Source organism: Candidatus Hydrogenedentota bacterium (genome assembly GCA_016791475.1).
In the GTDB taxonomy this organism is placed as follows: Bacteria; Hydrogenedentota; Hydrogenedentia; order Hydrogenedentales; family JAEUWI01; genus JAEUWI01.
The window spans coordinates 49,361-74,546 of sequence record JAEUWI010000012.1 but is presented as its reverse complement, the minus strand read 5'-3'; the positions used below and the strand labels follow the sequence as shown (position 1 = coordinate 74,546).

Sequence of the window (25,186 nt, the reverse complement as noted above, 5' to 3'; positions counted from 1 at the left end):
CAATCCGTCTGATTTTTTCAGTTTCCCGAGGGCACTGCCTTCATTCCGCCAACTGTTTCTTAAGCCATTCGCGCAATTTGACTTCGCGCAAGGCCACACTCCCGCCCCGGGCGATGGGATCGAGGTCCTGGGCCCAGATTAGACGCCCCGCCCAATCATCGCGCTCCTTGTCGGCTTCACCCTCGATCTTCTCGGTGAAGCCCGGCGGTACGGCGGTGACATCCCACTCCTGATGGGCAAAACTCAGCGCATAGTTCATGGTCCAGGTGTAGTGACGCTTAAAATTCTCGAAGTCCGGGGACGTCGCGCTCAGCGGGATGGCAATGAAGACCCAATCAGATGGGTTGTCCCGGATGGCCTTGGCGGACTCTTCGATCTCAGCGAGCGACTTGCCCGCGACATCCCACGAATCCATGGTCAGTGGCGAGTCAGGCGCGAGTTCGCGGAGCAGCTTCTCAAGCACTTTGTCATAGGGTGGCATGGCCAGCACTTCGATGGGCTGCTTCGCCCGAATGAGCCCCAAGGTATGGGGAATGGCGGGCTGGGGCGGAGAGCTTTGCCAACCCCTGGTTGGTCGACCGACGATCGCAGCGCGAATGGTTCGCGCGAGTTCCCGGTGGCCGTCCATATTCGGGTGAATTTCATCACTCATCAGGAAGGCCCAGTCCTGCGGATGTTTCGCCCGTATCTCCTCGAAGGCGCTGTAGCAATCCGCGAGCGTTACCTTTTCCGACGCGGCCGCCTCTCGAACGACGGCGGCATATTCGAGAAGCTTGCTCGTGGGCCGATCCGGTGTGTCGGTGACACTATTCGGCGTACAGAGAACGACCTCGGCCCCCGCCGCGCGACAGCGCTCGATGAGCGCCTTCAGGTTGGCGCGATAGTCGTCCATGGAAACACGGGTCATGTCGTTCAGGCCGAACATGATCGACACCAGATCGGGCTTGTGACTGAGAACATCGTGATCGAGTCGTTCCAGGGCATTCACTGTGGTGTTGCCACTCACGCCCGCGTTGATAGCCGTAAACTCGACGCCCGGGAACGCCTGCTCCAGCGCCAGTTTGAGCATGTCGGTATAGGCGCGCCGACCGCCCGTGTGGTAATAAACGCCCGTCACGCTGTCACCGAGGCAAACGAAGGTCACGGGTTCGCCCTTATGGATCTTTTTCGAGAGTTTGGGAAGGTCTGCCGCGATGGGAATCTCGCTGAAGTTGCTGGTCAACCGGACCGTCTTCTCTTCGGTCAGATTGCATTGTGCGAGCATTTCGTCGACTCGTTCTAAAATCACCTGTGTGATAGGGTTCATTTCACGTGGGTCGTTGGGGTCCAGCACCCATTTTTCCCCGTCCACCGTCTTGACAACAAAAACGCTGCTCGGGGCATCCGAATAATTTGCACCGGGATCGAAAGGCAATTCAAAGAAGTCACCCCCACAAATGAACTCCGCGAGTTTCTCGAAGTCCGCTGCATCTCGAATGGTGCCGCGGAACTCGCCCAGACGATCCACGCAATCCGTGCCCCGATAAGCGATGGCACCACCGCGCTCCAGCACTACTTCATAGTCCGGCGTACAACTAATGAAAGCGCGACTCCGTTCCAAGCCGATGGCAAGTATTTTCGCAGGATCGCCTGGATTCCCAATGGGGCGGTACTGCTCACCCTGGGACTTGAGCGCTTCAAAACGCTCCATCAACTCGCCCGAGCGCGCGGGACCGCACCATGAGGCGAGTACGCAGAACGCCACTGCGGCGTGCCCAATGCTCCGTACTCCACATCGCGAGAGCAGGGCAATCTCATTAAGTACACCACGATATTTGGGGTTCTCGATCCTATCGAGAGGGGGCTTTCCAGCCCCCCTTTTTGTGCCAAGTACACCAGCACTCGTCTTCATACGTATTTCCCGTGCAACTGCGTTGCCCGAACTCGGGTCCTGGAAAGCACCCGCTCCGCATTTCCGCAAACCCGTGTCGCTTTTTATGGATTGCCCAGATCGCGAGAGTCCGTACCGGAACTTTGCCCTCGAAACATGCAATACCTTTACGCAGAGACTCAACATTGGTTGTCTTCCTGGCCTTTGTTTGCGAAGTGGGTGGCAACCACACCATAGAACACCACGATGCTCGCGACCCCGAGAATGAGTACTCCGAAAAACTGGATTTGATGTACCACATTCGGCCCCTGCTCCCTCCCACCGGGCCAAACCCGTGCCAACGAAGAGCCGAAAACGAATAACCAGAATATCGAGGACAGCAACCCAAGCAGCACAGCCGGCACGCCGTGCAGCGTACCGGGATCGCGCATCCGGAGGCCGTAAGGTGCGGGTTGCTCAGTCGAATATCGTGCAATCCATATCCGCTGCAGTTCACGTCGTTGCTCATGTGCACGGTATTGCGACCAATATACAGCCATTGACGCCGACAGACCGACCCAGGGCAGAAACAACTCGAGGGTCGTGCTCAACCACTGCGCCCCGCCCAAGGACCCTGCGGCCAAGGTTGCGATCAGACCAAACAACAATACCCCAAACAGGACGATCAGACAGACCATACGATGACGCACCTCGGCATCAATGCGGTCGAACAGTCCCTCAAAGCGCGTCCAGTCCGTAGCTGACTCATTCGCACTCGCAACCACGAGACCTGCGGTCCCAGGCACGCCCTCTTTTTCATGATCTGCCATGGTTCTCTCCCTTTTCACGCTGGACGCCGGTAAGGCGTTGTTCGAACTACCGCTGAATCCGTGCATGATATCAGTTTCGCCAAAGAAGGCTGGCCGCGCAATCCATGGCATCGTTCAGCGCGCCAATTGCGATACTCTCCAATGGGTCTCAGACATCTCCAGCATGGCGAATCTTCGACCTGAGTGAGGCAAAATCCATAGATACAAGAGGATCAGCCCTTCCGCTTACTGGCGATTGCCCCGGTCTTTGACATGCCCCGTGGAAATCCCCGCATGATTCTACGGAGTCACTCGTTCCCTGGAAACCACATGGACATGGGATCCGGCCCATCGCCCGTCTCGATCTTGGCCTCCATCTCCAACGTCTCCGTGTTTACCACATGAAGGCCGTCGACATTCTCGCACCCCACAAAAGCGCGCTTCTCGTCGGGGCTCAGCTCCACGCCGATGGCAAAACTACCGACTTTGATGCGTTTGATCTCCTTGCGCGCGGGCACATCAATCACGATAAGTTCGCCCTCGGGCGTCCAACTGGGAACGTAGGCGCGTTTCCCGTCTTTCGTGAACTTGATGCGCACCGGCATGCCGGGCACGTCGAAACGCTCGACAACGGTGTGGGTGGCGAGGTCGATGATGGACATGGACGCGCCAGACTGGTTGGCGACCCAGAGCTGTTTGCCGTCGGGCGTGAAAGCCATGCCCTCGGCCCCTTTTTCGCATTGGATCTGGGTGATGAGTTCGCCACTGGCGCGGTCGATGACGGAGACGTTTTCCGTTTCGATATTGGCGGTGTAAAGCCGCTTGTTGTCGGGCGACACGAGCACCATATGAGAGATCTTGCCGTGGGTGGGAATGGCGCGCGTCATTTCGTGGGTTGCGGTGTCCACTTCCACCACAAAGCCCGTCTGCCCGGCGGTGAAGTAGGCATTCTTCCCATCCGGGGCCATGGTGGCTCCGTGAATCTGCACATACTCGCCCGTGTTGATCTGCTTGATGTGGCGCCGCGCTGCCAGGTCGACCACGGAGATCGTATCCCCCGGTTTGGCGTAGTTGGAGAGGTACATGAAGCGCTGGTCGGGGGTGATGGCCAACTCGTGGGGATTGTGGCCCACGGTAATAGTCTGCTCCACGGTCAATGTGTCCGGATTGATGTAGCTCAGCGTGTCGCTGTGCTTATTGGCCACCAGCAGCCGGGGCTCTTTCGTAAGCGGTACGGCAGCGGCGGTATCCGGCTGCGTCAGGGGTGTAAGTTCGACGCGGCGAAAGAAAATCTCGGCCCCTTCCGACTGGATCTGGAGGCGCCCCTTTTTCGGCGTGCAGTCCACGGCGCGATTAACCAGAATGCCGTTCAGCAGCACGGTGATCTTGCCGCCATCCGCGATGACTTCAAGGCGATTCCATTCGCCGATGGGTTTCTCCACATCCTTCGCGCCACGGAAGTCCTTCACGTCGGCCCAGTTGGGATCGCGCCCCCACCAGTTCACGCGGATATCCTTCACCAGCGTCGGTTCGCCATCGGGGCTGAAGAGCCAGGATTCGCCCTGCTTCTCTGGCGCGACGGGCGCGGTGATGCTGAAGGTGTCGGACTTGTCGCCCACCACAATAAAGTCGCCCGTGCCCCCTTCGATCAACTGCACCTCAATGGAATTCATCCAGATCCCGCTGTAGTTGCCGTCGGCCCCCTGGGAATGAATGAGGAAGCCCGAATCCCGGGCGCGGTCCACCCGGGGCGCATGGGTAATCTGACCCCATTTGAACTCCAGCACGATGTGGTAGTTCTCGAACTCCTCCTTCGACGTCACACAGCCCCACTCCTCGCCGGAGATGCGGAGCTGGCCATCCACCATGGTGAAGACCTGCTTGGGATCAATGTCCTTGCCGCGGTCCTTAATCCACGTGTACCAGTGGTTCAGGGAGCCATTTTCGAGGAGGTTAATCGTGTTGGGTGCGGCCAGGGCGGGTGTGGCCAAGGCGGCGAGGGCCAGTGCCGCGGCAATGAGTCGTTTCTTCAAGGCAGGTTCCTTTTGCATGGGGTTCGAGACTTGTTATAACCAAAGTATAGGAAGTGACGGCGGACTTTGCAATCGGAACCCGGGATCCGCCCAGCGCAAAAAAGCGCCTGGCCCCGCCGTGTAGGGCGAGACCAGGCGCGCAATGGGGTTCAGGCCAATATTAACCTGAGATTAGAGGCGACCGAAGACGCCGTGAACAGGCGAAATCGGGAAGTCCGTCTGCGGGTACTTCTTGAACTCAACGTGACCATCCAGATACAGCACGTTGTCGCCACCGGGCAGGTGGTTGAAACGCGTGCGGCGGTCCGGGTCGGTGTTGCTGATGACGAAGCGGTCCCACATGAGCGGGATGGTGCTCTGGGCCTCGGCGGAGCCACCGGCATTGTTGATGTCGGTGATCAGGAAGCGCTCGATACCCTCGCGAAGCTTGGAGATCGTAGTCGTTCCCGGACCGGCGGAACCGGCGACGACGACCGTCGCGTTCACGCCCGCGGCGACGATATCGGCGCTCGCGGCGGCCTGAATCGCGGCGGCGTTACCGGCCGTGGTGGAGGTGTAGTCGTAGTCGCTGTCGAGCAGGCTTTCCGCCTTCGTCAGGTAGGAAGCCAGCAGCGGATCGGTCCAGAGAATGTTGCTTTCGCCCAGAGGCGCCAGACCGGCGACCATGCGCGGACGGATGGTCTTGGAGAAGGCGGCCCAGGCGCCATCCGAATTAATCAGGTAGCCGTAGTAGTAATAGCTCTCCTGTTCCGCATTGCCGACGGCGCCCACTTCGAGCTTCTGATAGTTCGGATGGGCGGGCGCCGGGTTGCAATAGGAACCGCCGGGGCAGGTCCAGCGCGCGGCGAGTTCACCCGCGTTGATGGCCGAAGGGCAAATGGTCAGGTTCAGATCGGTCATGTATTCGGGATAGACCTGGGGCATGGCCACACCGCCGCGCACGCGTCCGGGGCGGGTGTTGCCGGCGGCATCGCGGATGTAGTGCTGATTCTGGATGCGGGGAAGGAGTCCGCCTTTGCTCTCGTTGGAGAACATCTTGAAGACGATGCCCCACTGCTTGAGGTTGTTCTGGCAGCTTGCGCGGCGCGCGGCCTCGCGGGCGCGGGCCAGTGCCGGCAGCAGGATGGCTGCCAGAATTCCGATAATGGCAATTACTACCAGCAGCTCAATCAGGGTAAAGCCCGTCTTGCTTTTGTGTGTGCTTGCGGTTTTCATTTTGTTAGGGTCCTTGTGTGAGATTTGAATTCGGATGGATGAGAATGGAGCAATTACCGGTGGACGCCGTCTCCTGGGGGAACCTGATGGTGGCTACATGAACCGGGCGATCTTTTCGCGCGCGCACAGTGGCCGCCTGCATTTCTGTTGTCTGGTACGCCGAAAAGGATCAACTACGCATAGGCAAACCTCCTGAAGGTGCATAAGCGGCTGCCCGGAAAGCACAATCCCTGAAGACCCAGCCAGCACGCCCGATAAAAACCCGCGCTTGACACCATCTCGCGGGCCTTGTTAGCCTAACCCAAGTGCTCCCATCTGCCAATAGCGGAGATTGACAAACTTGTCTGAAATTGACATTCCAGCCTTTCCCTCTGCGAGATTTATCTCCGTCCGTCGCTGGTATGCCGGCGCCGAGTGGTGCCCTGCCGCCCACGGCCATCAATTCTGCGAAATTGTGGTCGTCGTCCGCGGAAAAGAACGCGCCCTCGTGGAGGGTACGCCCTACCTCTGCGAGCCGGGCCAGTTTCTGTTTTACCCGTCGGGTTGCACCCATGAGGAACGCCAGGAGGGCGACGTGCTTCTCGAATTCTTTTGCGTCGATTTCGAGTGGCCGGATCGCCCCATGGATATCCCCTTCCTCCTCCATGATCGCCAGGGTCGCATTCTGGAGCTCACCCGCTGGCTCATTTCGGAGGCCCATGTCGACTATCCCGGCAAGGAAGCCTATCAGCACCTGGCCACCGGCATGCTGACGGGAGAAATCCTCAGACTCGTCAAGAAACCCGACCAGGACGCCGTTGGACAGGTTCAGGCTTTCATCCATGAGCACCTCAGCGAGCCCCTCACGCTGGATGATCTCGCCGCCTGCTGCGATCTCAACAAGTTCCACCTTGCGCGCAGCTTCCGCACACGCACGGGGATCACACCGATGGAGTATGTGCGCCAGGCGCGCCTGGACATCGCCCTGCGCATGTTGCGGGAGTCCGATCTCACCCTTCGGGAGATTGCCCCGCGCGTTGGCCTGGCCGATGAATATCACCTCTCCCGGCTCTTGAAGGCGCGCTACGGACGGGGCGCGCGGGAACTCCGCAGAACACGTTGAGGGTGGCGTCGAAGGATGTGAAAAGTCGAATGTGAAGCGGAGGTACTGCATTGCTCGGGGAAGCATAGCAACACCGTGTTAGCCCCGGGTTACCCCCGCATTCAATTGCCGTTCAACACCCGCCCTTGCTTAACTCCGCTGGCGATGAAGCGCGGGATCGACGGCCGAGGCCATCGCCTCCGCGTTCAGCGCGTTGTTCAGGAACGCGTTCACCTGCCCCGCAACGAGATGGGGGTTGCCAACCGCATCGCCGTGATCCACATAGAGCACGTCCACATGGGGCTGGGCCGCCAGCCACGACTTCGCCTGCGCCAGGTGCTTCTCGTACAGCTCCGCCATCCGCACATCGTCCTGGGGCGAATGATCGCCGCGTCGGATCAGCATCTGCTGTTGCGACGCCAGCACCTCGGGCAGCGCGCGCCGCATGAATATGACCTTGTAGTGAAATCCCGCCGGCGCCTTCAGCAGCAGAAAGGAAATTATTTTGACCACCTTGCCCCGGGCCTCCGGCAGCCAGGCCTGATCGCTCGCGATCTTCTTCACCCGCTCGAATTCATAGTAGCCCTTGGGGTTGTCCTCGTCCGCGGTCCGGATCTGATCCGTAACCACCTCAAGCCCGCCCGCGTCGAGCATCTTCATCATCATGGATGTGCCCGAGCGCGGCAGGCCGGACACGACAATGATCGGTTGTTCATCAGTGGACTTATCTGGAAAAATGACGGGCATGGCCGGGCTCCGATGGGAATTTGGGAATTGGCAGTGATCACGGCGCGGGGGGCAAGGCTCCAGGCGAAACAAGGTGGCAACGCCGAACCCGCGCGACAGGCCGACAGTATACCCGCTCAACCATTGCCATGAAAATCTCGATGGGAATAGCGATTGACCACAGGTTTCCGGTATCATCTTGGATCTGGTCAGAGACGAACGGTGCCGATCGGGGATGATGGCGCCAAGGGGCCGCAACGGCCACCCTGCTGACCGCGCTAACGGAAGAGGCCTCATGGAAGAAGATCTGGTATCGAACGAACTGAACACGTATTTCGGACTGGGCTTCCCAGTATCGGACGGGGCCCGAAAGCGGTTCAGCCTCCCCCCAGGGCTGGTGCCGGCGCTGGAAACGCCCGACGAGGCCATCCGAGAATTTCGCGACGTGGCCGACGCCATCAACGCACAATTGGACTTCGACGCGCCCAACACCCAGCCCGCACGTCCCGGCGAACTGATGGCCATGGGGTTAATCACCTCCGTACTGCGGTTTATCGTCTATCGCTACGCCGCCGCTACCAACCCGAAGGTGCTCGCCGACGCGCAGGACTGGGCCCGAAACGAGCACGGCCTCGACGTATCCGAACGCCCCTTTGCATCGTTTCTCGCCCTCTACCCGGCGGATCCCATCAGCGCCCAGTCCATGGACATACCGGCCTTCCTCGAAGGCTACAACAGCCTCTGGTCCAACCGGGACAGCGCCCGCTGCGAATTGCTGCTGCTGCACGTCTCCCTCGCGAACCCCGCGATGGCCCCCTATGGCATGCTCTTCGACGAGCCGCGCCTCCGGACGGAAACGCCCTACAACACGCTCATGACCGCCCTGCAAGTCTTTCTCCGCGCCCAGCCGCCCTTTCCGGAGACCATGCAGGACCTCATCACCATGCTCTATGCCCCCCAGTTGGCCGCCCCCGATTCTCTGGAGGGTCAATTGCGTTTCATCCGCTCCCACTGGGCCGCCTTCCTCCCGGAAGTACTTCGCAAACAATTGTTACTCGCCGCGGGCGTGCTCGCCGAGGAAATCCAGTTTCGCGGCCACGGCCCCGGCTCGGCCCAGGTCATGCAGTTCGGGCCCGGTCGCGGCGGCGCCACGGCCTACGGTGAAGAAGAGCCCGAAGCCTTCTCCATGGACAAGGAATGGATGCCCAATGTGGTACTCCTGGCGAAGACGGTCTACGTCTGGTTGGACCAGTTGTCCCGCGCCTACGGACGGAGCATCCGCACCCTCGATCAGATCCCCGACGACGAGCTCGACCGGTTGGCCTCCTGGGGCTTCACGGGCCTCTGGCTGATCGGCATCTGGGAACGCTCCGAGGCATCGCGAACCATCAAACGCAAGATGGGCAACCCCGAGGCCGCCGCCTCCGCCTACTCCCTCTTTGACTACGAAATCGCGGGTGAATTGGGCGGTACCCCCGCCTACGAGAACCTGGCCGGGCGCGCCTGGTCGCGCGGCATCCGACTCGCCAGCGACATGGTGCCCAACCACGTCGGCATCTACTCAAAATGGGTCACGGAGCATCCGGACTGGTTTGTCCAGGCCCGCCAGTCGCCCTTCCCCGGCTACACCTTCAACAGCGAAAGCCTCTCTCCCGATCCGCGCATCGGAATTTATATTGAAGACGGCTACTGGAACCACCGGGACGCCGCCGTGGTCTTCAAACGCGTGGATCTGTGGACCGGGGACACCCGCTACATCTACCACGGCAACGACGGCACCAGCATGCCCTGGAACGACACGGCCCAGCTCAACTACCTGATTCCCGATGTGCGCGAGGCCGTTATCCAGACCATTCTTCATGTGGCGCGGCATTTTCCGATTATTCGCTTCGATGCCGCCATGACCCTGGCCAAGAAGCACTACCAGCGCCTCTGGTTCCCCCTGCCCGAAGAGGCCGGCGCCATTCCCTCGCGCGCGGGCTACAGCATGAGCCGCCCCGCTTTCGACGAGGCCTTTCCCGTCGAGTTCTGGCGGGAAGTGGTGGACCGCGTGGCCGTGGAAGTGCCCGATACCCTCCTGCTGGCGGAAGCCTTCTGGCTCATGGAGGGCTACTTCGTCCGTACCCTGGGCATGCACCGCGTCTATAACAGCGCCTTCATGAACATGCTGAAGATGGAGGAGAACCAGAAGTACCGCCAGACCGTGAAAAACGTGCTGGAGTTCAGCCCCGAAATCCTCCAGCGCTTCGTCAATTTCATGAACAACCCCGACGAGGACACGGCGGAAGCACAGTTCGGCCGGGGCGATAAATACTTCGGCGTGGCCACGCTGCTGGTCACCATGCCGGGCCTGCCCATGGTGGGGCACGGCCAGGTGGAAGGCTACACGGAAAAATACGGCATGGAATACCGCCGGGCCTACTATGACGAAGTTCCCGACAACAATCTGGTCCAGCGCCATGAAAGAGAGATCTTTCCGCTCATGCGCCGCCGCAACCTCTTCAGCGGCTCGGCCGATTTTGCCTTCTACGATTTCGTCACCCCCGATGGCTGGGTCGATGAAAACGTGTACGCCTATTCCAATCGCAACGGCTACGATCAGGCCCTGGTGGTTTATCACAACGCATTCCGCGAAACCCAGGGCCGCGTTCATACCTCGGTCCCGCGCAATGAGGGCACGGTGGACAATGTCCGACTGCGCCAGCAGAACATCGCGGCGGCCCTCGGCCTCCACACCGACGACAACTGCTACTACATTTATCGCGACAGCCGCACGGGACTCGAATACCTTGAGCACGCGCAGCGCATTCGCGACGAGGGCATCTTCGTGGCCCTCGGAGCGTATCACTATGTCGTCTTGATGGACTGGCGCGCGGTCTACGATATGGACCTCACCTGGGCCTGGCTCCATGCCAATCTGGGTGGACAGGGCGTTCCCTCCATAGACGAGGCCTATCAGGAACTTCATCTCGCGCCACTCCTGGGCCCTTTCAGCGAGTTCCTCACCGCCGCACTGCTGCGCGGCATCCATGAGCACAAAGGCGACCTGAAGAAGGTCAGCGACTTCCTCCCAACCCTTACGAAGTTCCTCCACGCCCTCGGCACGCGCGTCGGCGTTCCCGTGAACCCGGCCACGCTGGTTCCATCCATTCAGGCCGACCTGAACGCCATCTATGGGCTACCCGAGACCCTTCGAGCCGCCAACATGATCGAGAGCGTCCGCGAGGCCGTGCTTGCGGCACTGCCGGAGGCCCCCGGAAAAACCCTGCGCGTCTATCGCGTCCTTATCGTCTGGGCATTGCTCCGCCACCTCGGCGGCGTGCTCAACGACCGCAGCGACCACCCGCCCCTGAGCGAAACCGAAATCGCGGTGACCAGCGGCGCGTGGATCCGGGAATGGTTCCTGCGCAAACACATCGCCCAGGCCTTCCTCGGGCTCGGCGAAGACGGTTACGAGGCCGCACTGGACGCGAGCCTCGCCCGTATCGGCATCACCCACACCCATCACCTCGACGATCTCCAGACCGAGATCTGGGGACCAGTGCTGGACACCATCTTCCGCGATACGGATGTACTGTTCTACCTCGGCGTCAATACCTGGCAGGGTACGCGCTGGCTGAACCGGGAGCGGATGCTCTCCATGACCGCCGCCCTGCAACTCTTCATCGCCGCCGCGGAATCGAAGCAGGCCACCCCCAACTGGGATCGCCTCGCCGGCGCCGTGGAAAATACCGGCGTCCTCGTGGAGGCCGCCGAAGGTACCCGATTCGACTTCGACTGGATGCTGTCCAGCGTGAAGTAGAAACATTGCCACACCAGCAAATGCGGCGAGCGCGGAGAAGACGCTATTCTTCTCTGCGCTCTTTCTTTTTCCAAATGCAACGCGACGTGAACAGGTCGCGGGCGATTTATTCGGCTGGCTTGTGGAGTACCCCGCGCACGATCAGATTGTCAAAGTTGCCGGTATCGTCAAAGGATCCAAGACCCACTTCGCCGTAGAGAAAAGTCTTGTCCACCGTCTCCATCACAGGCGTCTTCATATCGTTAAAGTACACTTTGATGGTGCCCGATTCGGTATTGCGCTCGATGCGAACTCGGTGATACCCCGTCTTCCAGTCGGTGCCATTCGTCCGCTTCTGCGCGATGCTCACGCGGGGGGCGCCATTCACCAGAAAAATGGAATTCGCATGGGGATCGGCCACGGTCGCCAGGTGCACATAGTAAAAATGAGATGGGTCCTGGTAGCCGAAAAAGAAACACAGATCGCGATGGCCGTATTCTTTCCCCGTCTGTTTCGCGTCGACTTCGAGTTCGAAATCCGTGACGACCAGTTCTTTGATCCGGGCCATGTTGTGCGGTGATCGCACAGGCGCTTCGTAGTCGCTCTTTCCGAAAAGGGAAAACTTCGCGTCGCCCGATTCGTCCTCGATCTTCCAGGCGGCCGGATCCGTCATCACCCATGCGTCGAGTCCGCCTGAGAAATCGGAAGTGAACAACTCCGGTAGTGTGGGCGCGGTCGCGGGCGCTTCCGCAAAACAACGTCCGCCACTAAGGGCGGACGCGGTAATAATAGTCAAGGACAAAAGGACGAATCGCTTCACGCGTATCCCTTTCGTTTTGGGACAGGAGCGCCATGCGCGTGGACCCACCCCACCTGCTGACAGTGAACTAGCGCAACTTGGGCGTTATCGGCGGTGGATTGGGACCGAGGTGGTACACCTGGACTTTGACCAGACCCGCATTCTCGTCGAGGGCGCGGATACCGGCGAGGGAGAGGTCGGCAACCCGCTCTTTTACGAAGGGGCCGCGGTCGTTCAGGCGGCAGACAACGGACTTGCCGTTTTCCGCGAGAAAGAGATAGTAGTCGCCGAATTCCCCATCGGGGAGGGCACACGTGGGGACTTCGTCCCGAAGGAGTTCGCCAGAGGCTGTTCTGGCGCTGCTGCTGGCCACCGTGTAATACGACGCGGTGCCCTGGGCAATGGGTTGCAGCGGCTGCTGCGAGAGAATCATCAACGCGATTAATTCAAACATGTGTTGCTATGCTCCGTATACACGGCTCATTAGAGTCCTGTTAACCTGAAACAAAACCGTTCAGGTGCCAACGTCTACTGATTTGCAATCATTGTTCGCAAATATGTGATGGGATATGGTGCAGCGGTACCAGTAAAAAGGGAAATATTGCGCGGTGCGCGTCGTGCCGAATGGCGTTTTAAATTGTCCGTGAAATGCGTCTAATCCGCTCTTGACAAGTAGCGGCGCATTTGCTCCAGAATGTTCACGGTTAACCTGACCTGGGCGCGATGACCGCTGCCAACGATATCTATGTCCCAGGTACTACTATCTTCTGGAGTAAGAAAAAGCGCCTTGGCGCTTTCCCCCTCTTGCGGGTATAAACAAACCAGAGCGCAAGTGGACCCGCAGTCTAACATGTGTTTTCGCCCGATGTCAACCCCCCCCTCCCCCGCCGCAATAACATTCCCACCCCCGAGAATGCGCCCCTCGACCAGAATTCCGTTGCCCGCCTGGGCCAGTCGCTGAGCGATCAGGCCGCCCGTCCCGATTTCCGTCACGGCTATGGTGTAGCCCCGCGCATGCAACAGCGAGGCAACCTTCGACTCCAGCGTGTCTTCGCCTTCACCCATGATCTGATCGGGCAGGCGCTCGTACACGCGGCGCGCTACGGGCTCGATTAGGGACTCGGCCGCCGCTTCGCTCTCCGCTTTCGCCGTAATCCGGATGCGCACAAACTCGGGCGACGCCAGCAGGCCAATCGTGGGATTCGAATACGCGTTCATCAAATCCCCAATCGCATCGTCCACGCGCGACTCGCCAAGCCCGCAGACCTTCAACACGCGCGAATGCACGACGCCCTCAATCCGGAACTTCGCTTTCAGATACGGGAGCACGCTGTCCAGCAGCATGGATTTCAATTCATGGGGTACGCCGGGCATGCAGATAATGATGCCCCGCTCGTCCTCCACGATCACGCCCGGCGCAGTGCCATTGGGGTTGGTAATGGCAATGGCGCCCTCCGGGAGTGTCGCCTGCTTCTTGTTGTTGTCGGTCGGCACCCGGCGCAGTGCGGCGAATCGCTCCAGCACCTCGTCATACACCTCGGGACGAAACACGAGTGGACGGCCCAGCAATTCGCCAATGGACTCCCGGGTAATATCGTCTTCCGTCGGTCCCAGTCCCCCGCTGCAGAGTATGACGTCGCTGCGCTGGAGTCCCGCATCCAGCGCTCCCATGATACGGGCGCGGTTGTCGCCGACCGTCGTCTTCTGATAACAGTCGATTCCGTGCTCGGCCAGTGTCTGAGATATCCACGTGGAGTTGGTGTCTTGTATCTGGCCGAGCAACAGCTCGGTTCCAATCATGAGTAATTCAGTCTTCATAGCGCCATTCTTCATACCGTGGAGGAAATGCTATACACCCATTTCCATGTTACTGCGGGAGATCTTCTCGATGGCCATGGCAAAGGCCGCGGTCCGGAGATCGGGAATGGTATCACGGGTAAGCATGATCTCGCGCACCCGCTGGTAAGCGTCGCGCATGGTGTCGTCCAGACCGGAACGGACCAGATCCAGCTCGTCCGCGCCGTGGCGTATGCGCGAAGCCAGTTCGGGCGGCACTTCCTTCCCGCTCATCTGCTCCAGCGCCTGGACCACAAGCCCGCCACGGGCCTCGTCGGCCCGACGGCCCAAACGACCAAGGCGGATGTGGGAAAGGTTCTTGATCCACTCGAAGTACGAAACAACCACACCGCCGGCGTTCAAATAGATGTCCGGAATGATCACCTTTCCGTCCCGCGTGAGAATCTGGTGCGCGTTGTACGTAACCGGACCGTTCGCCGCTTCGGCGATCAACGGCGCCTTGATGCGTCCCGCGTTCTCCTCCGTAATCTGGCCCTCCATCGCCGCCGGAATCAGAATATCGCAGTCCGCCTCCAGCAGCACGGCGCCCTCTTTAACAAAAGCGCCGCCCTCGAAACCTTCGAAGGTCTTGTGCTCCTGAAACCAGCGATGGGCCTTCTCCACGCTGATCCCCTCGGGATTGACAAGCGAACCGTGATGCTCGATGATAGCCACCACGCGACAGTCATCCTCCTCCTGAAGAAATTTCGCCGCCGGATAGCCCACCTTACCCAGGCCTTGAATAATCACCCGCTTGCCGCCGAGGCCGCCCGTGAGTCCCGCGCTGCGCACATCTTCCGGATGGCGAAAGAACTCCCGAAGCCCCAATTGCACACCACGCCCCGTGGCTTCGTTGCGGCCCAGAATCCCCCCCTGGCTCACCGGCTTCCCGGTGACACAGGCCAGGGCGTTGATATCGGTGGGATCGATACGGCGATACTCGTCCGCCATCCACGCCATCTCCCGCTCGCCTGTACCGATATCGGGCGCGGGCACGTTGAGACTCGGGCTGATATAGCCCTTCATCGCCAGCTCGCGCGCGAAGCGCCGCGTAATCCGCTCCATCGAGCTCTCATCGTATTCTTTCGGATTGATGCGAAGCGCCCCCTTCGAGCCGCCGAAGGGCACATCGACGATGGCGCACTTGTACGACATGAGAGCCGCGAGGGCTTCCACTTCTTCCTGGTCCACCTCCGGCGAATAGCGGATCCCCCCCTTCACGGGAAGATAGTGCTCGCTGTGGACCACGCGCCAGCCGGTGAACACCTTAAAACCATCCCTGAATCCAATCGGAAAGCGCACCATAAATACAGAGTTGCACGCCTTGATCTTCGCACCGAGTCCCGGCGGCAGATCCAGGGTCTTCTCCGCCATCTCATAGTACCGGTTGACACCTTCCAGAAAACTCAGCTCACTCACGGGCTTTCTCCATTGCAGTACTCCTGTTGCGCGCTCGCCGGGATACGCCATGCCCCATCATAGGCATCGTTGATGGACATTGGCAACTCGCGTCAAGGACGATCAAATGAATAGTCACAAACTCCGCGCCCACGGGTCGGGGACCTTTCACCCCCCGCACCGAACAAAACTGCCGCACAGCCAAAGCAGCGACACCTGCGTCGCACGACGACTTCACAACGAGTCAAACCGTCTAAATCTGGCGGCGCGGGCGCACGACGCGCTATACTGTCCTTCCATTCGCGGGGCCCGGGCATTCACGCCATTTCTTGAAGTAACAGGCGCGGTACATTTGTGAGCATTCCCACCGAAGACAAATTCCTCGTCATAGGCGCGGGCCCGACGGGCCTGGCCATGGCACGACAACTTAAGCTGGCCGGACAACCCTTCGACCATGTCGAGGCCGATCACCGCCTCGGTGGAAACTGGGCCCATGGCGTGCACGACCGGATTCAACTCGTCACATCCCGCAAGATTACCGGCTTTCCCGAATTTCCCATGGGGCGTCGCTACCCGCAATTTCCAAGTGGTGCCCAAATGCTCCAGTACCTGGAGGACTACGCGGCGCACTTCGATCTGGTGAATTCTATTCAGTTCTCCACCAAAGTCGTGTACGCCGCTCCCGCCGAAAACTGCCGCTGGTCCGTATGCCTCGATGACGGTCGCCAGGCAGTCTACAAGGGTCTCTTCGTCTGCAATGGTCATCACTGGGCGCGGCGATGGCCGGATATCCCAGGCCGCTTCGACGGAGAATACATCCATTCCAAGGACTACAAGACACCCGCACAGGTCGCGGGCAGGCGCGTACTCGCCATAGGCGGCGGGAACTCCGCCTGCGATATCGCCACCGCCGCCGCGGAGCACGGCATAAGCGCCGACATGAGCCTGCGGCGTGGATACTGGTTCATGCCCAAAAACCTCTTCGGCATACCGGCCGTGGAGTACATTACCCCCTGGTTGAGCGTTAGGGCGCAACGCGCCATTTTGCGACGGCTCCTGCGACTCTACTGGGGGCCCTATGAGCGCTATGGACTTAAACACCCGGATCACGATGTATTCGAGCGGCACCCCACCATCAATTCCACCGTGTTGCCCCTCATGCGCCGAGGAAAAATTACACCAAGACGTGACGTGCTACTCTTCGAGGGCAAGACCGCGCACTTTGCCGATGGCGCTTCAGCGGAGTACGACCTCGTGGTCTGCGCGACCGGCTTTGAAGTCAGTGTGCCCTTTCTCGCCCCCGGCATCTTCAGCACCCGGGGCCCCGTCGCGCAGCTTTACGGCGGCGCGGTGCCCGAGGGCTACCGCCATCTCTACATCATGGCCACGGCCCAGGTCCGCAGTGGCGTCGGGGCCGTGATCGCGCCCTATGTCGAGCACGTTCGCATGCTCATGGAGATCCAGGAGAGCATCACGCCGCCCCTCGGCACCGTGCTCCGCGCCATGGGAGACCGGCCCCCCTCAACCCATCTCCTCGACCCGCACCTGGCCATTGCCAAGATGAAGGCGGCCCGACAGACCCTGCCCGAACGGGTACGAAGCCATGCCGCCCAACTCAAAACGCAGAGCCCTTCCCAATGGCACCAGCCACTACCACTGCCGCAAGACGTTGACAACGACGTGGTGATTTGCTGACGGACCTTCAGCCTTCCTTGAGCACCAGCGATACGGAATTGATGCAATAGCGCTGCCCCGTCGGCGCGGGGCCATCGGGAAAGACATGCCCCAGGTGGCTATCGCACCGGCTGCAATGCACCTCGGTGCGCCGCATGCCAAAGGTGGTGTCGTCTTCCATCTCCACACTGTCGGGGCTCGCGGGTTGAGAGTAGCTCGGCCAGCCCGTGCCGGAATCAAACTTGTGATCCGAGAGGAAGAGCGGCTGTCCGCAGCCGACACAGCAATAGACGCCCTTGCGCTTCTCGTCCACATAGACCCCGGTAAAGGCCCGCTCGGTACCCTTCAAGCGCGCGACCCGATATTCTTCCTGCGTCAACTCCGCCTGCCACTCCTCATCCGACTTAATGATCTTGTCCGTCATGGCCGATATTCCTCGCTGTTGCGCACGCCCCGTAAACCGGGACCTCACCCGCCAGGGCCGCTGCCCGACCCAAAGAGATGGACAGCTTAGCCGTCGCGCGAACGCGATGCAACTCCTACGGCGTAAGGACAATAGCGGGTCAGCCTCCCGAACCCGGCACACCCGCCTTCTCGTCCGATGATACAAGACTCACCAGGACCTTGGCCCGATGATGACCGCCGTCCTTGCAACAGCCCCGAGACTTCTCATGGCCGCAGTGGCAGCGAAGCTCCGCCGCAAACCCGCAAGCGTTCTCACCATGATAGTACACCGTTGCCATGGGAAACTTTCGGCAATAGGTTTCAATCACGTGGCCGATTTCCTTCACCGAACACACGGTCTTCTGCACCGCCCCCCGATTGTGAAAAGTCACTTCCATCTTCTGGCCCGGAAAATCGCTGCTCAAACCGCTGGCGATGTACCCCGCCGCCTTCCACGCTTCGCGAAACTTCTCATGCATCAGAAAAGCCCTCCGGCGTTATGCCCGTCCCATTCCCGCTACTTCGTTCATCCCCATTCTGTCACAAAAGTTCCACACATGCCGGAGAAATATGGAACACAAACACCCGAACACATTGAGTGTCCGGTTATCGGTCACGTCAATGAACAATTACCCGCCCGCCCGTCAAAAATTCACGTAATCCAAGGGTTTCACACCACCAAAACTTGCGACATGGGAAGTACCTGAGGTATAGTCCGGCCTCCAGCGTCGGCTCCCCGACCAGAAACACCCCGTGGGCGAGTGGTGAAATCGGCAGACACGACAGACTTAAAATCTGTTGGGAGCAATCCCGTGCGGGTTCGATTCCCGCCTCGCCCACCATTCTTAGCTCCGGCACCCTTCCTTTCTTCGCCGCACATCGTTTTCACGCCGCGATTCTCCAATCCCGAAGCGCTTCCCCCATACGTTACCCGGCGTTGTTTGTGCTATTTTGATTAGTGCAAACAACCACAGGAGCCTTGCCGGTGACCCAGAATCGCAAAACCGCTGCAACCCGGACACTTCTTCTACTGTCCTGCCACATTTTCACCCTTCTGGCTCCCAAAGCGACGGCCCAACCGCACTGGTCCGCGTGGCGTGGTTCCGATGGCACGGGATATGCCACAGGCAACCCGCCGACCACGTGGAGCGAAACGCAGAATGTGAAGTGGAAAGTGCCCCTGATCGGCACGGGGCAATCTACGCCGGTGGTGTGGGGCGACCGAATCTTTATCCTTGCGGCAAACTCTTCCGACGAAAAGAGTTTCGCCACGCGCAGGCCGGACAGCCGGGAGCAGCCGCGCGGCGTGGACCCGCCTCCCCAGCCCCATCCAAAGGTGGATATCAACTTCGATGTAGTCTGTCTAAGCCGGGACTCGGGCGACGTAGTGTGGACGCGAACCGCGCGCTCGACGGTGCCCCACAAAGGACACCACCCCGCGGGCAGCTTCGCGCCCCAGTCCGCCGTGACGGATGGAACACTCGTGTGGGCCGGATTTGGTTCGCGGGGCCTGCACTGCTTCGACATGGATGGAAATCCCCGCTGGAGCAGGGATCTGGATCCAATGAAGATGAAGTTCAATTTCGGCGAAGGCAGTTCGCCGGTGCTCGCGGGAAACACGGTTGCCGTGGTTCAGGACCATGAGGACGGATCAAAGATATGGGCCTTCGACAAGCAATCCGGTGAACCGCGCTGGGTAAAGGAGCGGGAAGAGGGTTCGGCGTGGTCGACACCCGTCGCCGTAGAGGTAAACGGATCGTGGCAAATCATAACCACGGCTACGAACAAGATTCGCGCCTACGATGAACAGACCGGCGATATTGTCTGGGAGTGCGCGGGGCTTACCAACAACACCATCCCATCGCCCCTTGTCGGAAACGGCCTGGTCTATTGCTCGAGCAACTTCAAGCAGTTTTCCCTCAAGGCCATTGCCCTCGACCGAATGGGAAATCTGGACGGAACCGATGGGATCGCGTGGTCGCTCGACAAAGCCACGCCCTACATTTCCACCCCCCTGCTCTATGGTGAACGACTCTACTTTGTTGAGGACATCAAGCCTCTCCTCACCTGCGTCAATGCGAAAACCGGCGAAGTTATATATACCGGCGAGCGCTTGAACGGACTGCGCCAGATCTTCGCGTCCCCGGTCGGCGCGGGCGGCCATATCTATCTGCCTGATCGCGGCGGAAAGATAGCGGTCATCGCCCACGGCGACCATTTCGAAGTGCTCGCCGTCAATGAGCTGGAAGATGGTTTCGACGCCTCGCCCTTGGTGGTGGGTGATGAATTGCTGCTGAAGGGAAACAACTTTTTGTATTGCATCGCCGAACCTTGAAAACTGCTGGAGGCTGACGCCCTCACCGTAACGACATATCGCCGGTCACTACAGCACCGAATGCAGGCGGGACGCCTGCGCTCCCAGCGGTGGCCGCGGCACCGAATGCGGGCGAGCCGCCTGCGCTCCCAGCCTTGCGTATTCCTGTTGGAGGACCAGCATGTTCGCATGAGCCTGGGAAGTCCAGAAAGAAAAACCGCGCGGGCCGGAATCCCGGCCCGCGCGCAAAATACTCATGCACCGCAATCTCAGTTATCGCGTTTCCGTCGCAGCGTATCGTTGACCAGTCGCCTCAGCTTGCTGGCCGTCCCGCTGATCGCTTCGTCCACGCTGCCACTGGAATGGCTCACGGCGATTGGGCGCTGCCCTTCGAGGCGAACTTCCATCACGCAACGTTTGTCGTCCGCGCCGGGCTTATGCCCGTTTGCGTCGCTCAGGTGCACCTCGACGCGCGTAATGCGCTGGCGGAAGTGGGAAAGAGTGTCTTCCACGACCGAGGTGATGTAGCTGGCGAGTCGTTCGCGGCCCGCGATGTGGTTGTCGGTGCGTACATTAACTTGCATACCGATGCTCCTTCTTCGTTCGCGCGCTTCGAGGCCCTGCCAGGGAGCCGGCCAGGGCCGACGAAGCGAAATTCACTACCTTAATATATTCAGCCCGTCGCCAATTCCAAGGCACCCTCCGGTGCAGGGCCTGGCGTCCGGGCTGTTCGTATTACTTACCTTCCATGGCGGAAGAATATTCACCGCGCCGCGCGGCTTTGTTGCAGTTTGCGCGATGATAGAGCGCCTTCTGTGCAGCTTCGACATTGGCCTCCTGGCCCGACCAAATCTTCAGCGCGGGGGCCTGAATCGCGCGGGCATAGGAAAAAGCCAGCGCCCAGGGAACCTGGCCGCGATACTTGGCGTTCATGGCGCTGAGCCGTGCGGACGCCAGTTCGTCGCTCTGTCCGCCGGATAGAAACGCAATGCCCGGTACGGATGCGGGCACCGTATCGAGCAGGGCGCGCACAGTCGCCTCGGCCACGGCCTCCACGCTGGATTGATCGGGGCAATCCTTTCCGGGAAGCACCATGCCGGGCTTCAGGATCATGCATCGTAAATCAACGCGCTGCAGCAAAAGCTGATCGAAGACCGTTCGCCACACGTCGCGCGAAACGACGAAACTCCGATCAAGATCGTGCGCACCGTCCATCAGAATTTCCGGTTCCACGATCGGCACAAGTCCCCCTTCCTGGCAGAGGGCCGCGTAGCGCGCCAACGCAAGAGCATGGGCCTCCACATTGCCCCGAGTGGGCAGGCCTTCTCCGATGGTGATGACCGCTCGCCATTTGGCAAAGCGCGCGCCCATGCCGTAATACTCCCTGAGGCGTGCGCCGAGGCCGTCCAGGCCCTCGGTGATCTTCTCGCCGGGAAAGCCCGGGTGATCTTTCGTACCGCCATCCACCTTGATACCGGGAATGATGTTCGCCAGCTTCAACACTTCGACGAAGGGCATACCGCCCCGAGTGGACTGGCGGATGGTCTCGTCGAAAAGTATCGCGCCGCTGATGCACTCCCCCAAGTTGGGTGTGGTGACGATCATCTCGCGGTAGGCCTGACGGTATTCCACCGTCATGGGAATTTGGTACTGGGCAAAGCGCTTGTCGCAGGTCGGAGTGCTTTCGTCCATCGCCAGGATGCCGCGGTCCCCGGCAACCATGGCGGCCGCCGTAGCCATCAGGGCCTTCACGTCCATCTCAAAGCTCCTTCTTTCGGTGCTCATGGACTCCGCGGGCGGCATTGCGCCAAACCTGCGGCGGGAGGGGTCAACTCGTTCGGGCGGGCCCCGCCGTTTCGTCCTTCCTGAAACTATTGTACACGAGTTTCTCCGAAATGGGGCGAAAAAGTCGCGCGATCCCCCAATCTCATTTTCCAAAATCGTGCTTGATAATAAACTGATGGTTCTCCCGCCCCTTCACGTAGGTCGAATCCGAGATTACCTCGTCCGTACTCGTGTCGTAGGTAATCACCGCGATCTCCCCCGCCGCCGGGTTGAAGCGGTAGATGCGCAGCGGGCCGCTGGAGGTGTAGTCGCTCAACAAGGCGTGCACCGTGTTCCCATGCTCCCCCGCCAGCGGCAGATAGAGCGCGCTCGTGCGGCTCTGATCGCCCGAGAAAACCATCAATAGATTCGGCTGCCTCCGGTAAAACTTTTCCCAGAGTTGCTGCGGTGTATTCCCTCGCGCGCCGTGACACTTGCTCCACCGCATCCGCCCCTTGGGGTCCTTGATGAATCCCTCACTGCTCGCGGGTTCCTGCAAGGGCCCCAGGTCCATATGGGTGGTGATCAGGGCGATCCGTTCCCGGTGCGCCGCCAGCACGCCCTCGGCCCAGGTCAATACGCCGTCCGGCGCGTTGCATTCCAAATGGAGAATCACGAAATCGAGACCGCCCGCCGAAAAGAGCTGGAAACTGTTCGCATTGTTCCCGGAGTGCCCCGGCCGCTCAGGATCGCCCGCGTAGTAACCACCATACCACGCCAACCCCTCGAAGCGACTCGCTGGAAAGTACTGCTGGAAAAGTGATGAATCGCCGTCCGACTTCATGTCGTGGTTCCCCACGACGATCGCATAGGGCACGTTGCCGTGGAGACGGTCCATCTGTTCCTTCGCCACGACCCATTGGGCGTCCACGTTCTTGTCGACAATATCCCCCACGTGACTCACGAAAACAATGCGCTGCGACGCCAGGTTGTCAACGATCCAGCGGGTATGCGCCTCAAACACCGGGTTGGATACGGGGCCGGTATCCCCCGCCTCGATTCTCTTTCCTCCAATCACATAGCCCTGTGTGTCCGGCAAAACGACCACGCTGAACGTACCTTCGGGAGCGGGCTCCAGCGCCGGCACCCCGAAGGCGATTATCGACAGCAACAGCAACAGCCCAGGACTCAACACGGGGATTCTGATCATGTAATTTCCTCCTCATCGCAAGGTTTCCAAAGCTACCCGCGTCGCCACGTCACCGGCCCCGCCAGTCTACAGGAGCCTGGGGCCCCTCCGGAAGTACGTTGACCTGCGGATATCTTGTCAAACTAAAGTTAGACGAATATTTTGACATACGATCAAATCCCCTCGGAATTACTTCGACAGCGCCAAGATCTTAGCGAATAAAATATACAAAACTTAGACAACACATCCACCCAACCAAGGAGACTGTTTCGATGACCAAGGTAAGCAAATGGATAACAGGGGCCGCCGTGGCGGTTGCCGCAGTCTCAGCGCCGCTCAATGTCGCGCAAGCTGCTGAAGAAAAGACCATTGTTGAAACTGCGGTAGCCGCGGGTGACTTCGGCACCCTCGTGGCCGCTGTAAAGGCCGCGGGACTCGCGGAAACCCTCTCGGGTGCGGGACCGTTCACAGTCTTCGCGCCCACCGACGCGGCCTTTGCCAAACTGCCGGCGGGCACCGTGGAGGCCCTGCTGGCGAATCCGGAAAAACTAAAGTCCATCCTTCTCTTCCACGTCGTGTCGGGTAAAGTGATGGCCAAGGATGTAACGGGGCTGAAAAGCGCTCCCACCGTCTTCGGGCAGGATCTCGCCGTGGATGCGTCGGACGGTGTGAAAATCAATGGAGCAACCGTAACCGCTGCCGATATCATTTGCTCGAACGGCGTGATACACGTGATCGACACCGTGCTCCTTCCGAAGAATGTCGTGGAGATTGCTGCAGGCAATGAAGATTTCAGTACCCTCGTGGCGGCGGTTACCGCGGCTGGTCTGGCGGAAACGCTCTCCGGGGAGGGTCCCTTCACCATTTTCGCGCCGACGAACGAAGCCTTCGCCAAGCTCCCCGCAGGCACGGTGGAAGACCTGCTGAAGCCTGAGAACAAAGCCAAACTGGCGGCCATTCTGACCTATCACGTGGTACCCGGCAAAGTCATGGCGGCGGATGTCGCAGGGTTGAGCAAGGCCACCACGGTACAGGGCGGCGATGTCTCCATCAAGTCGAAACGGGATACGGTCACTATCAATGGCGCCAAAGTAACGGCGACCGATATCGTCGGCACGAATGGCGTCATACACGTCATCGACACCGTAATCCTGCCCGGCTGATAGCCTCCTCACGCAGGGTGAAGTCCAATCCCCTGCGCTCCCGGTGCAAGGCCGGCCAGATCTCCCCCCTGCCCGGCCTTCGTTTTTTCCCGGGGAACCGAAATGCTGGACCGGTGAGTCAATAGGGCGCCGCGATCGCAGAAAAGGTATAACGATTGAAATCATGAATAAGCTTCGGCGGGCCCGGCTTCCGGGAAGACAGGACAGAACGGCGCAACAGCTTTCCCCCCTCCGCATACACCACATGACCATCCACCCACTCCGCCCACTCCCAGGTTGGAAAGGACAGCAGCTCCCCGTCCTCATTGACCATGGCGTGTTCATCGAAGTAGACCGCCTTTCCCTGCACCCGCCCCGTCCGAATCCGGCAGATCTTCTGCAGCGTCCAGCCTTTGGGCAACCCTTTCTCGAACACGGTAAGCAAATGGGGATTTCGTTGGCTCTGAAGAGAGGTCAGGAGCCAGCCATCCCGTTGAAGTCGATTGTAGTACACGGTAAGGCATTCGCCACCGTACCACTCCGGCGGCCTGTAACTGCGCTCCTCTGCAAGCCCTCGCGTCTGGCATTCGGGTTCCTGGTGGCACGCGCCGCCATTAACCCAGTACCGCGTATTGTCCAGGAATAGCCCGCCCCCCTGCCAGCAGTCGCCCTTGGGCATGAAGATCTTCGCCTTGAGCCACGGCGCGCAGGCCACGGCCGTCCAGGAACCCTTCGATTTGCTCCCCCATTGCCCGTTCATGGCGAAGTAGATCCAGTGCCTGCCATCGGGCGACAGATCGCAGCGTCGTTCATAGATGCGACCCGACATCCACTGCGCCAAAGCAACTATATCGTTCTTTAGGTCCCAGGAGAAGGTGCAGACGCTCTTCGCCGGTCCGCGACGGATCACCAGCGCGGTCGGAGCGTCGCGCGCTATCAGTACATGCAGTCGGGCGGGACTTGGGGTGCTCATGTTCTACGTCTCCCTTGGCGCGTCGTGACCGCGATACACGATGGAATGGCCCGGCGGGTGACACTTCCCACCCCGAGGCCCGTATGTTATCCTGTCTCCCATCGCACGAGCGGCGCAGTCGACTGAAAGAGCGTACCCTACTGGCCTCCACTGAGGAAA

General features: G+C 60.0%; 19 protein-coding genes, 1 tRNA gene and 1 pseudogene. 6 read left to right on the top strand and 15 right to left on the bottom strand.

The genetic code is table 11. The annotated features are described in order from the left end of the window. Positions 1–40: 40 nt before the first annotated feature. From JNK74_08555 to JNK74_08540, 4 genes and pseudogenes are all read right to left on the bottom strand, one after another. Positions 41–1,744: an SGNH/GDSL hydrolase family protein gene (locus JNK74_08555; protein ID MBL7646222.1), complete on the bottom strand. Its 1,704-nt coding sequence runs from the start codon at positions 1,742–1,744 to the stop codon at positions 41–43. Between the two features lie 305 nt (positions 1,745–2,049). After that, a complete protein-coding gene (locus JNK74_08550; protein MBL7646221.1) occupies positions 2,050–2,679 on the bottom strand; it encodes a hypothetical protein in 630 nt (209 codons plus the stop codon). Positions 2,680–2,966: 287 nt separating this feature from the next. Next, the gene (locus tag JNK74_08545; GenBank protein ID MBL7646220.1) at positions 2,967–4,691 is read right to left on the bottom strand and encodes a DUF1080 domain-containing protein; all 1,725 of its coding nucleotides are present in this window, start codon (positions 4,689–4,691) and stop codon (positions 2,967–2,969) included. 996 nt (positions 4,692–5,687) lie between these two features. Next, positions 5,688–5,906 (bottom strand): annotated as a pseudogene (locus JNK74_08540) (prepilin-type N-terminal cleavage/methylation domain-containing protein). A 340-nt stretch (positions 5,907–6,246) separates the two neighbouring features. Between JNK74_08540 and JNK74_08535 the strand changes: the two are divergent. Then, a complete protein-coding gene (locus tag JNK74_08535) occupies positions 6,247–7,008 on the top strand; it encodes an AraC family transcriptional regulator (GenBank protein ID MBL7646219.1) in 762 nt (253 codons plus the stop codon). A gap of 129 nt (positions 7,009–7,137) precedes the next feature. Here the strand turns inward: JNK74_08535 and JNK74_08530 are convergent, their stop codons facing one another. Continuing rightward, a complete protein-coding gene (locus JNK74_08530; protein ID MBL7646218.1) occupies positions 7,138–7,734 on the bottom strand; it encodes a sulfotransferase family protein in 597 nt (198 codons plus the stop codon). Positions 7,735–8,230: 496 nt separating this feature from the next. On the opposite strand from JNK74_08530, the gene JNK74_08525 reads away from it, so the two are divergent. Beyond that, the gene (locus JNK74_08525; GenBank protein MBL7646217.1) at positions 8,231–11,515 is read left to right on the top strand and encodes an alpha-amylase; all 3,285 of its coding nucleotides are present in this window, start codon (positions 8,231–8,233) and stop codon (positions 11,513–11,515) included. A 106-nt stretch (positions 11,516–11,621) separates the two neighbouring features. Here the strand turns inward: JNK74_08525 and JNK74_08520 are convergent, their stop codons facing one another. The 4 genes from JNK74_08520 to JNK74_08505 all read right to left on the bottom strand — a co-directional run bounded on the left by JNK74_08520 (position 11,622) and on the right by JNK74_08505 (position 15,503). After that, on the bottom strand, positions 11,622–12,314 hold the full coding sequence (locus tag JNK74_08520; GenBank protein MBL7646216.1) for a hypothetical protein: 693 nt from the start codon (positions 12,312–12,314) through the stop codon (positions 11,622–11,624). Positions 12,315–12,381: 67 nt separating this feature from the next. Continuing rightward, on the bottom strand, positions 12,382–12,747 hold the full coding sequence (locus tag JNK74_08515) for a hypothetical protein (GenBank protein MBL7646215.1): 366 nt from the start codon (positions 12,745–12,747) through the stop codon (positions 12,382–12,384). Positions 12,748–12,947: 200 nt separating this feature from the next. Continuing rightward, positions 12,948–14,111: a CinA family nicotinamide mononucleotide deamidase-related protein gene (locus tag JNK74_08510; protein ID MBL7646214.1), complete on the bottom strand. Its 1,164-nt coding sequence runs from the start codon at positions 14,109–14,111 to the stop codon at positions 12,948–12,950. 30 nt (positions 14,112–14,141) lie between these two features. Further along, positions 14,142–15,503 (bottom strand): Glu/Leu/Phe/Val dehydrogenase, encoded by a 1,362-nt coding sequence (locus JNK74_08505; protein ID MBL7646213.1) that lies wholly within the window; start codon positions 15,501–15,503, stop codon positions 14,142–14,144. Between the two features lie 378 nt (positions 15,504–15,881). Between JNK74_08505 and JNK74_08500 the strand changes: the two genes are divergently transcribed. After that, positions 15,882–17,222 carry an NAD(P)-binding domain-containing protein gene (locus JNK74_08500; GenBank protein MBL7646212.1) on the top strand — a complete coding sequence of 447 codons (1,341 nt, stop codon included), beginning with the start codon at positions 15,882–15,884 and terminating at the stop codon, positions 17,220–17,222. A 7-nt stretch (positions 17,223–17,229) separates the two neighbouring features. Here the strand turns inward: JNK74_08500 and msrB are convergent, their stop codons facing one another. Continuing rightward, positions 17,230–17,625: a peptide-methionine (R)-S-oxide reductase MsrB gene (gene msrB / locus JNK74_08495; protein MBL7646211.1), complete on the bottom strand. Its 396-nt coding sequence runs from the start codon at positions 17,623–17,625 to the stop codon at positions 17,230–17,232. A gap of 139 nt (positions 17,626–17,764) precedes the next feature. Next, positions 17,765–18,124 carry a hypothetical protein gene (locus JNK74_08490; protein ID MBL7646210.1) on the bottom strand — a complete coding sequence of 120 codons (360 nt, stop codon included), beginning with the start codon at positions 18,122–18,124 and terminating at the stop codon, positions 17,765–17,767. Between the two features lie 276 nt (positions 18,125–18,400). On the opposite strand from JNK74_08490, the gene JNK74_08485 reads away from it, so the two are divergent. Both JNK74_08485 and JNK74_08480 read left to right on the top strand, forming a co-directional pair. Continuing rightward, a tRNA-Leu gene (locus JNK74_08485) sits at positions 18,401–18,487 on the top strand. 143 nt (positions 18,488–18,630) lie between these two features. Then, positions 18,631–19,980: a PQQ-binding-like beta-propeller repeat protein gene (locus JNK74_08480; protein ID MBL7646209.1), complete on the top strand. Its 1,350-nt coding sequence runs from the start codon at positions 18,631–18,633 to the stop codon at positions 19,978–19,980. A 248-nt stretch (positions 19,981–20,228) separates the two neighbouring features. On the opposite strand, the gene JNK74_08475 is transcribed toward JNK74_08480, so the two are convergent. The 3 genes from JNK74_08475 to JNK74_08465 form a co-directional block, all read right to left on the bottom strand. Beyond that, positions 20,229–20,543 (bottom strand): HPF/RaiA family ribosome-associated protein, encoded by a 315-nt coding sequence (locus JNK74_08475; GenBank protein ID MBL7646208.1) that lies wholly within the window; start codon positions 20,541–20,543, stop codon positions 20,229–20,231. A 151-nt stretch (positions 20,544–20,694) separates the two neighbouring features. Then, the gene (locus JNK74_08470) at positions 20,695–21,717 is read right to left on the bottom strand and encodes a fructose-bisphosphate aldolase class I (GenBank protein MBL7646207.1); all 1,023 of its coding nucleotides are present in this window, start codon (positions 21,715–21,717) and stop codon (positions 20,695–20,697) included. Positions 21,718–21,886: 169 nt separating this feature from the next. Next, positions 21,887–22,933 (bottom strand): metallophosphoesterase, encoded by a 1,047-nt coding sequence (locus JNK74_08465; protein ID MBL7646206.1) that lies wholly within the window; start codon positions 22,931–22,933, stop codon positions 21,887–21,889. A 251-nt stretch (positions 22,934–23,184) separates the two neighbouring features. Here JNK74_08465 and JNK74_08460 point away from each other — a divergent pair, with 251 nt between their 5' ends. Beyond that, positions 23,185–24,075 carry a fasciclin domain-containing protein gene (locus JNK74_08460; protein ID MBL7646205.1) on the top strand — a complete coding sequence of 297 codons (891 nt, stop codon included), beginning with the start codon at positions 23,185–23,187 and terminating at the stop codon, positions 24,073–24,075. A 118-nt stretch (positions 24,076–24,193) separates the two neighbouring features. On the opposite strand, the gene JNK74_08455 is transcribed toward JNK74_08460, so the two are convergent. Beyond that, positions 24,194–25,027: a hypothetical protein gene (locus JNK74_08455; GenBank protein ID MBL7646204.1), complete on the bottom strand. Its 834-nt coding sequence runs from the start codon at positions 25,025–25,027 to the stop codon at positions 24,194–24,196. Positions 25,028–25,186 lie beyond the last annotated feature (159 nt).

Bases quoted from the DNA above. Each gene is read 5' to 3' on its own strand.
- JNK74_08460 (MBL7646205.1), top strand. From the start codon at position 23,185: ATGACCAAGGTAAGCAAATGGATAACAGGGGCCGCCGTGGCGGTTGCC.
- JNK74_08530 (MBL7646218.1), bottom strand. From the start codon at position 7,734: ATGCCCGTCATTTTTCCAGATAAGTCCACTGATGAACAACCGATCATT.
- JNK74_08470 (MBL7646207.1), bottom strand. From the start codon at position 21,717: ATGGACGTGAAGGCCCTGATGGCTACGGCGGCCGCCATGGTTGCCGGG.
- JNK74_08505 (MBL7646213.1), bottom strand. From the start codon at position 15,503: ATGGCGGAGAAGACCCTGGATCTGCCGCCGGGACTCGGTGCGAAGATC.
- JNK74_08510 (MBL7646214.1), bottom strand. From the start codon at position 14,111: ATGAAGACTGAATTACTCATGATTGGAACCGAGCTGTTGCTCGGCCAG.
- JNK74_08550 (MBL7646221.1), bottom strand. From the start codon at position 2,679: ATGGCAGATCATGAAAAAGAGGGCGTGCCTGGGACCGCAGGTCTCGTG.
- JNK74_08490 (MBL7646210.1), bottom strand. From the start codon at position 18,124: ATGCATGAGAAGTTTCGCGAAGCGTGGAAGGCGGCGGGGTACATCGCC.
- JNK74_08515 (MBL7646215.1), bottom strand. From the start codon at position 12,747: ATGTTTGAATTAATCGCGTTGATGATTCTCTCGCAGCAGCCGCTGCAA.
- JNK74_08465 (MBL7646206.1), bottom strand. From the start codon at position 22,933: ATGATCAGAATCCCCGTGTTGAGTCCTGGGCTGTTGCTGTTGCTGTCG.
- JNK74_08455 (MBL7646204.1), bottom strand. From the start codon at position 25,027: ATGAGCACCCCAAGTCCCGCCCGACTGCATGTACTGATAGCGCGCGAC.
- JNK74_08525 (MBL7646217.1), top strand. From the start codon at position 8,231: ATGGCCATGGGGTTAATCACCTCCGTACTGCGGTTTATCGTCTATCGC.
- msrB (MBL7646211.1), bottom strand. From the start codon at position 17,625: ATGACGGACAAGATCATTAAGTCGGATGAGGAGTGGCAGGCGGAGTTG.
- JNK74_08475 (MBL7646208.1), bottom strand. From the start codon at position 20,543: ATGCAAGTTAATGTACGCACCGACAACCACATCGCGGGCCGCGAACGA.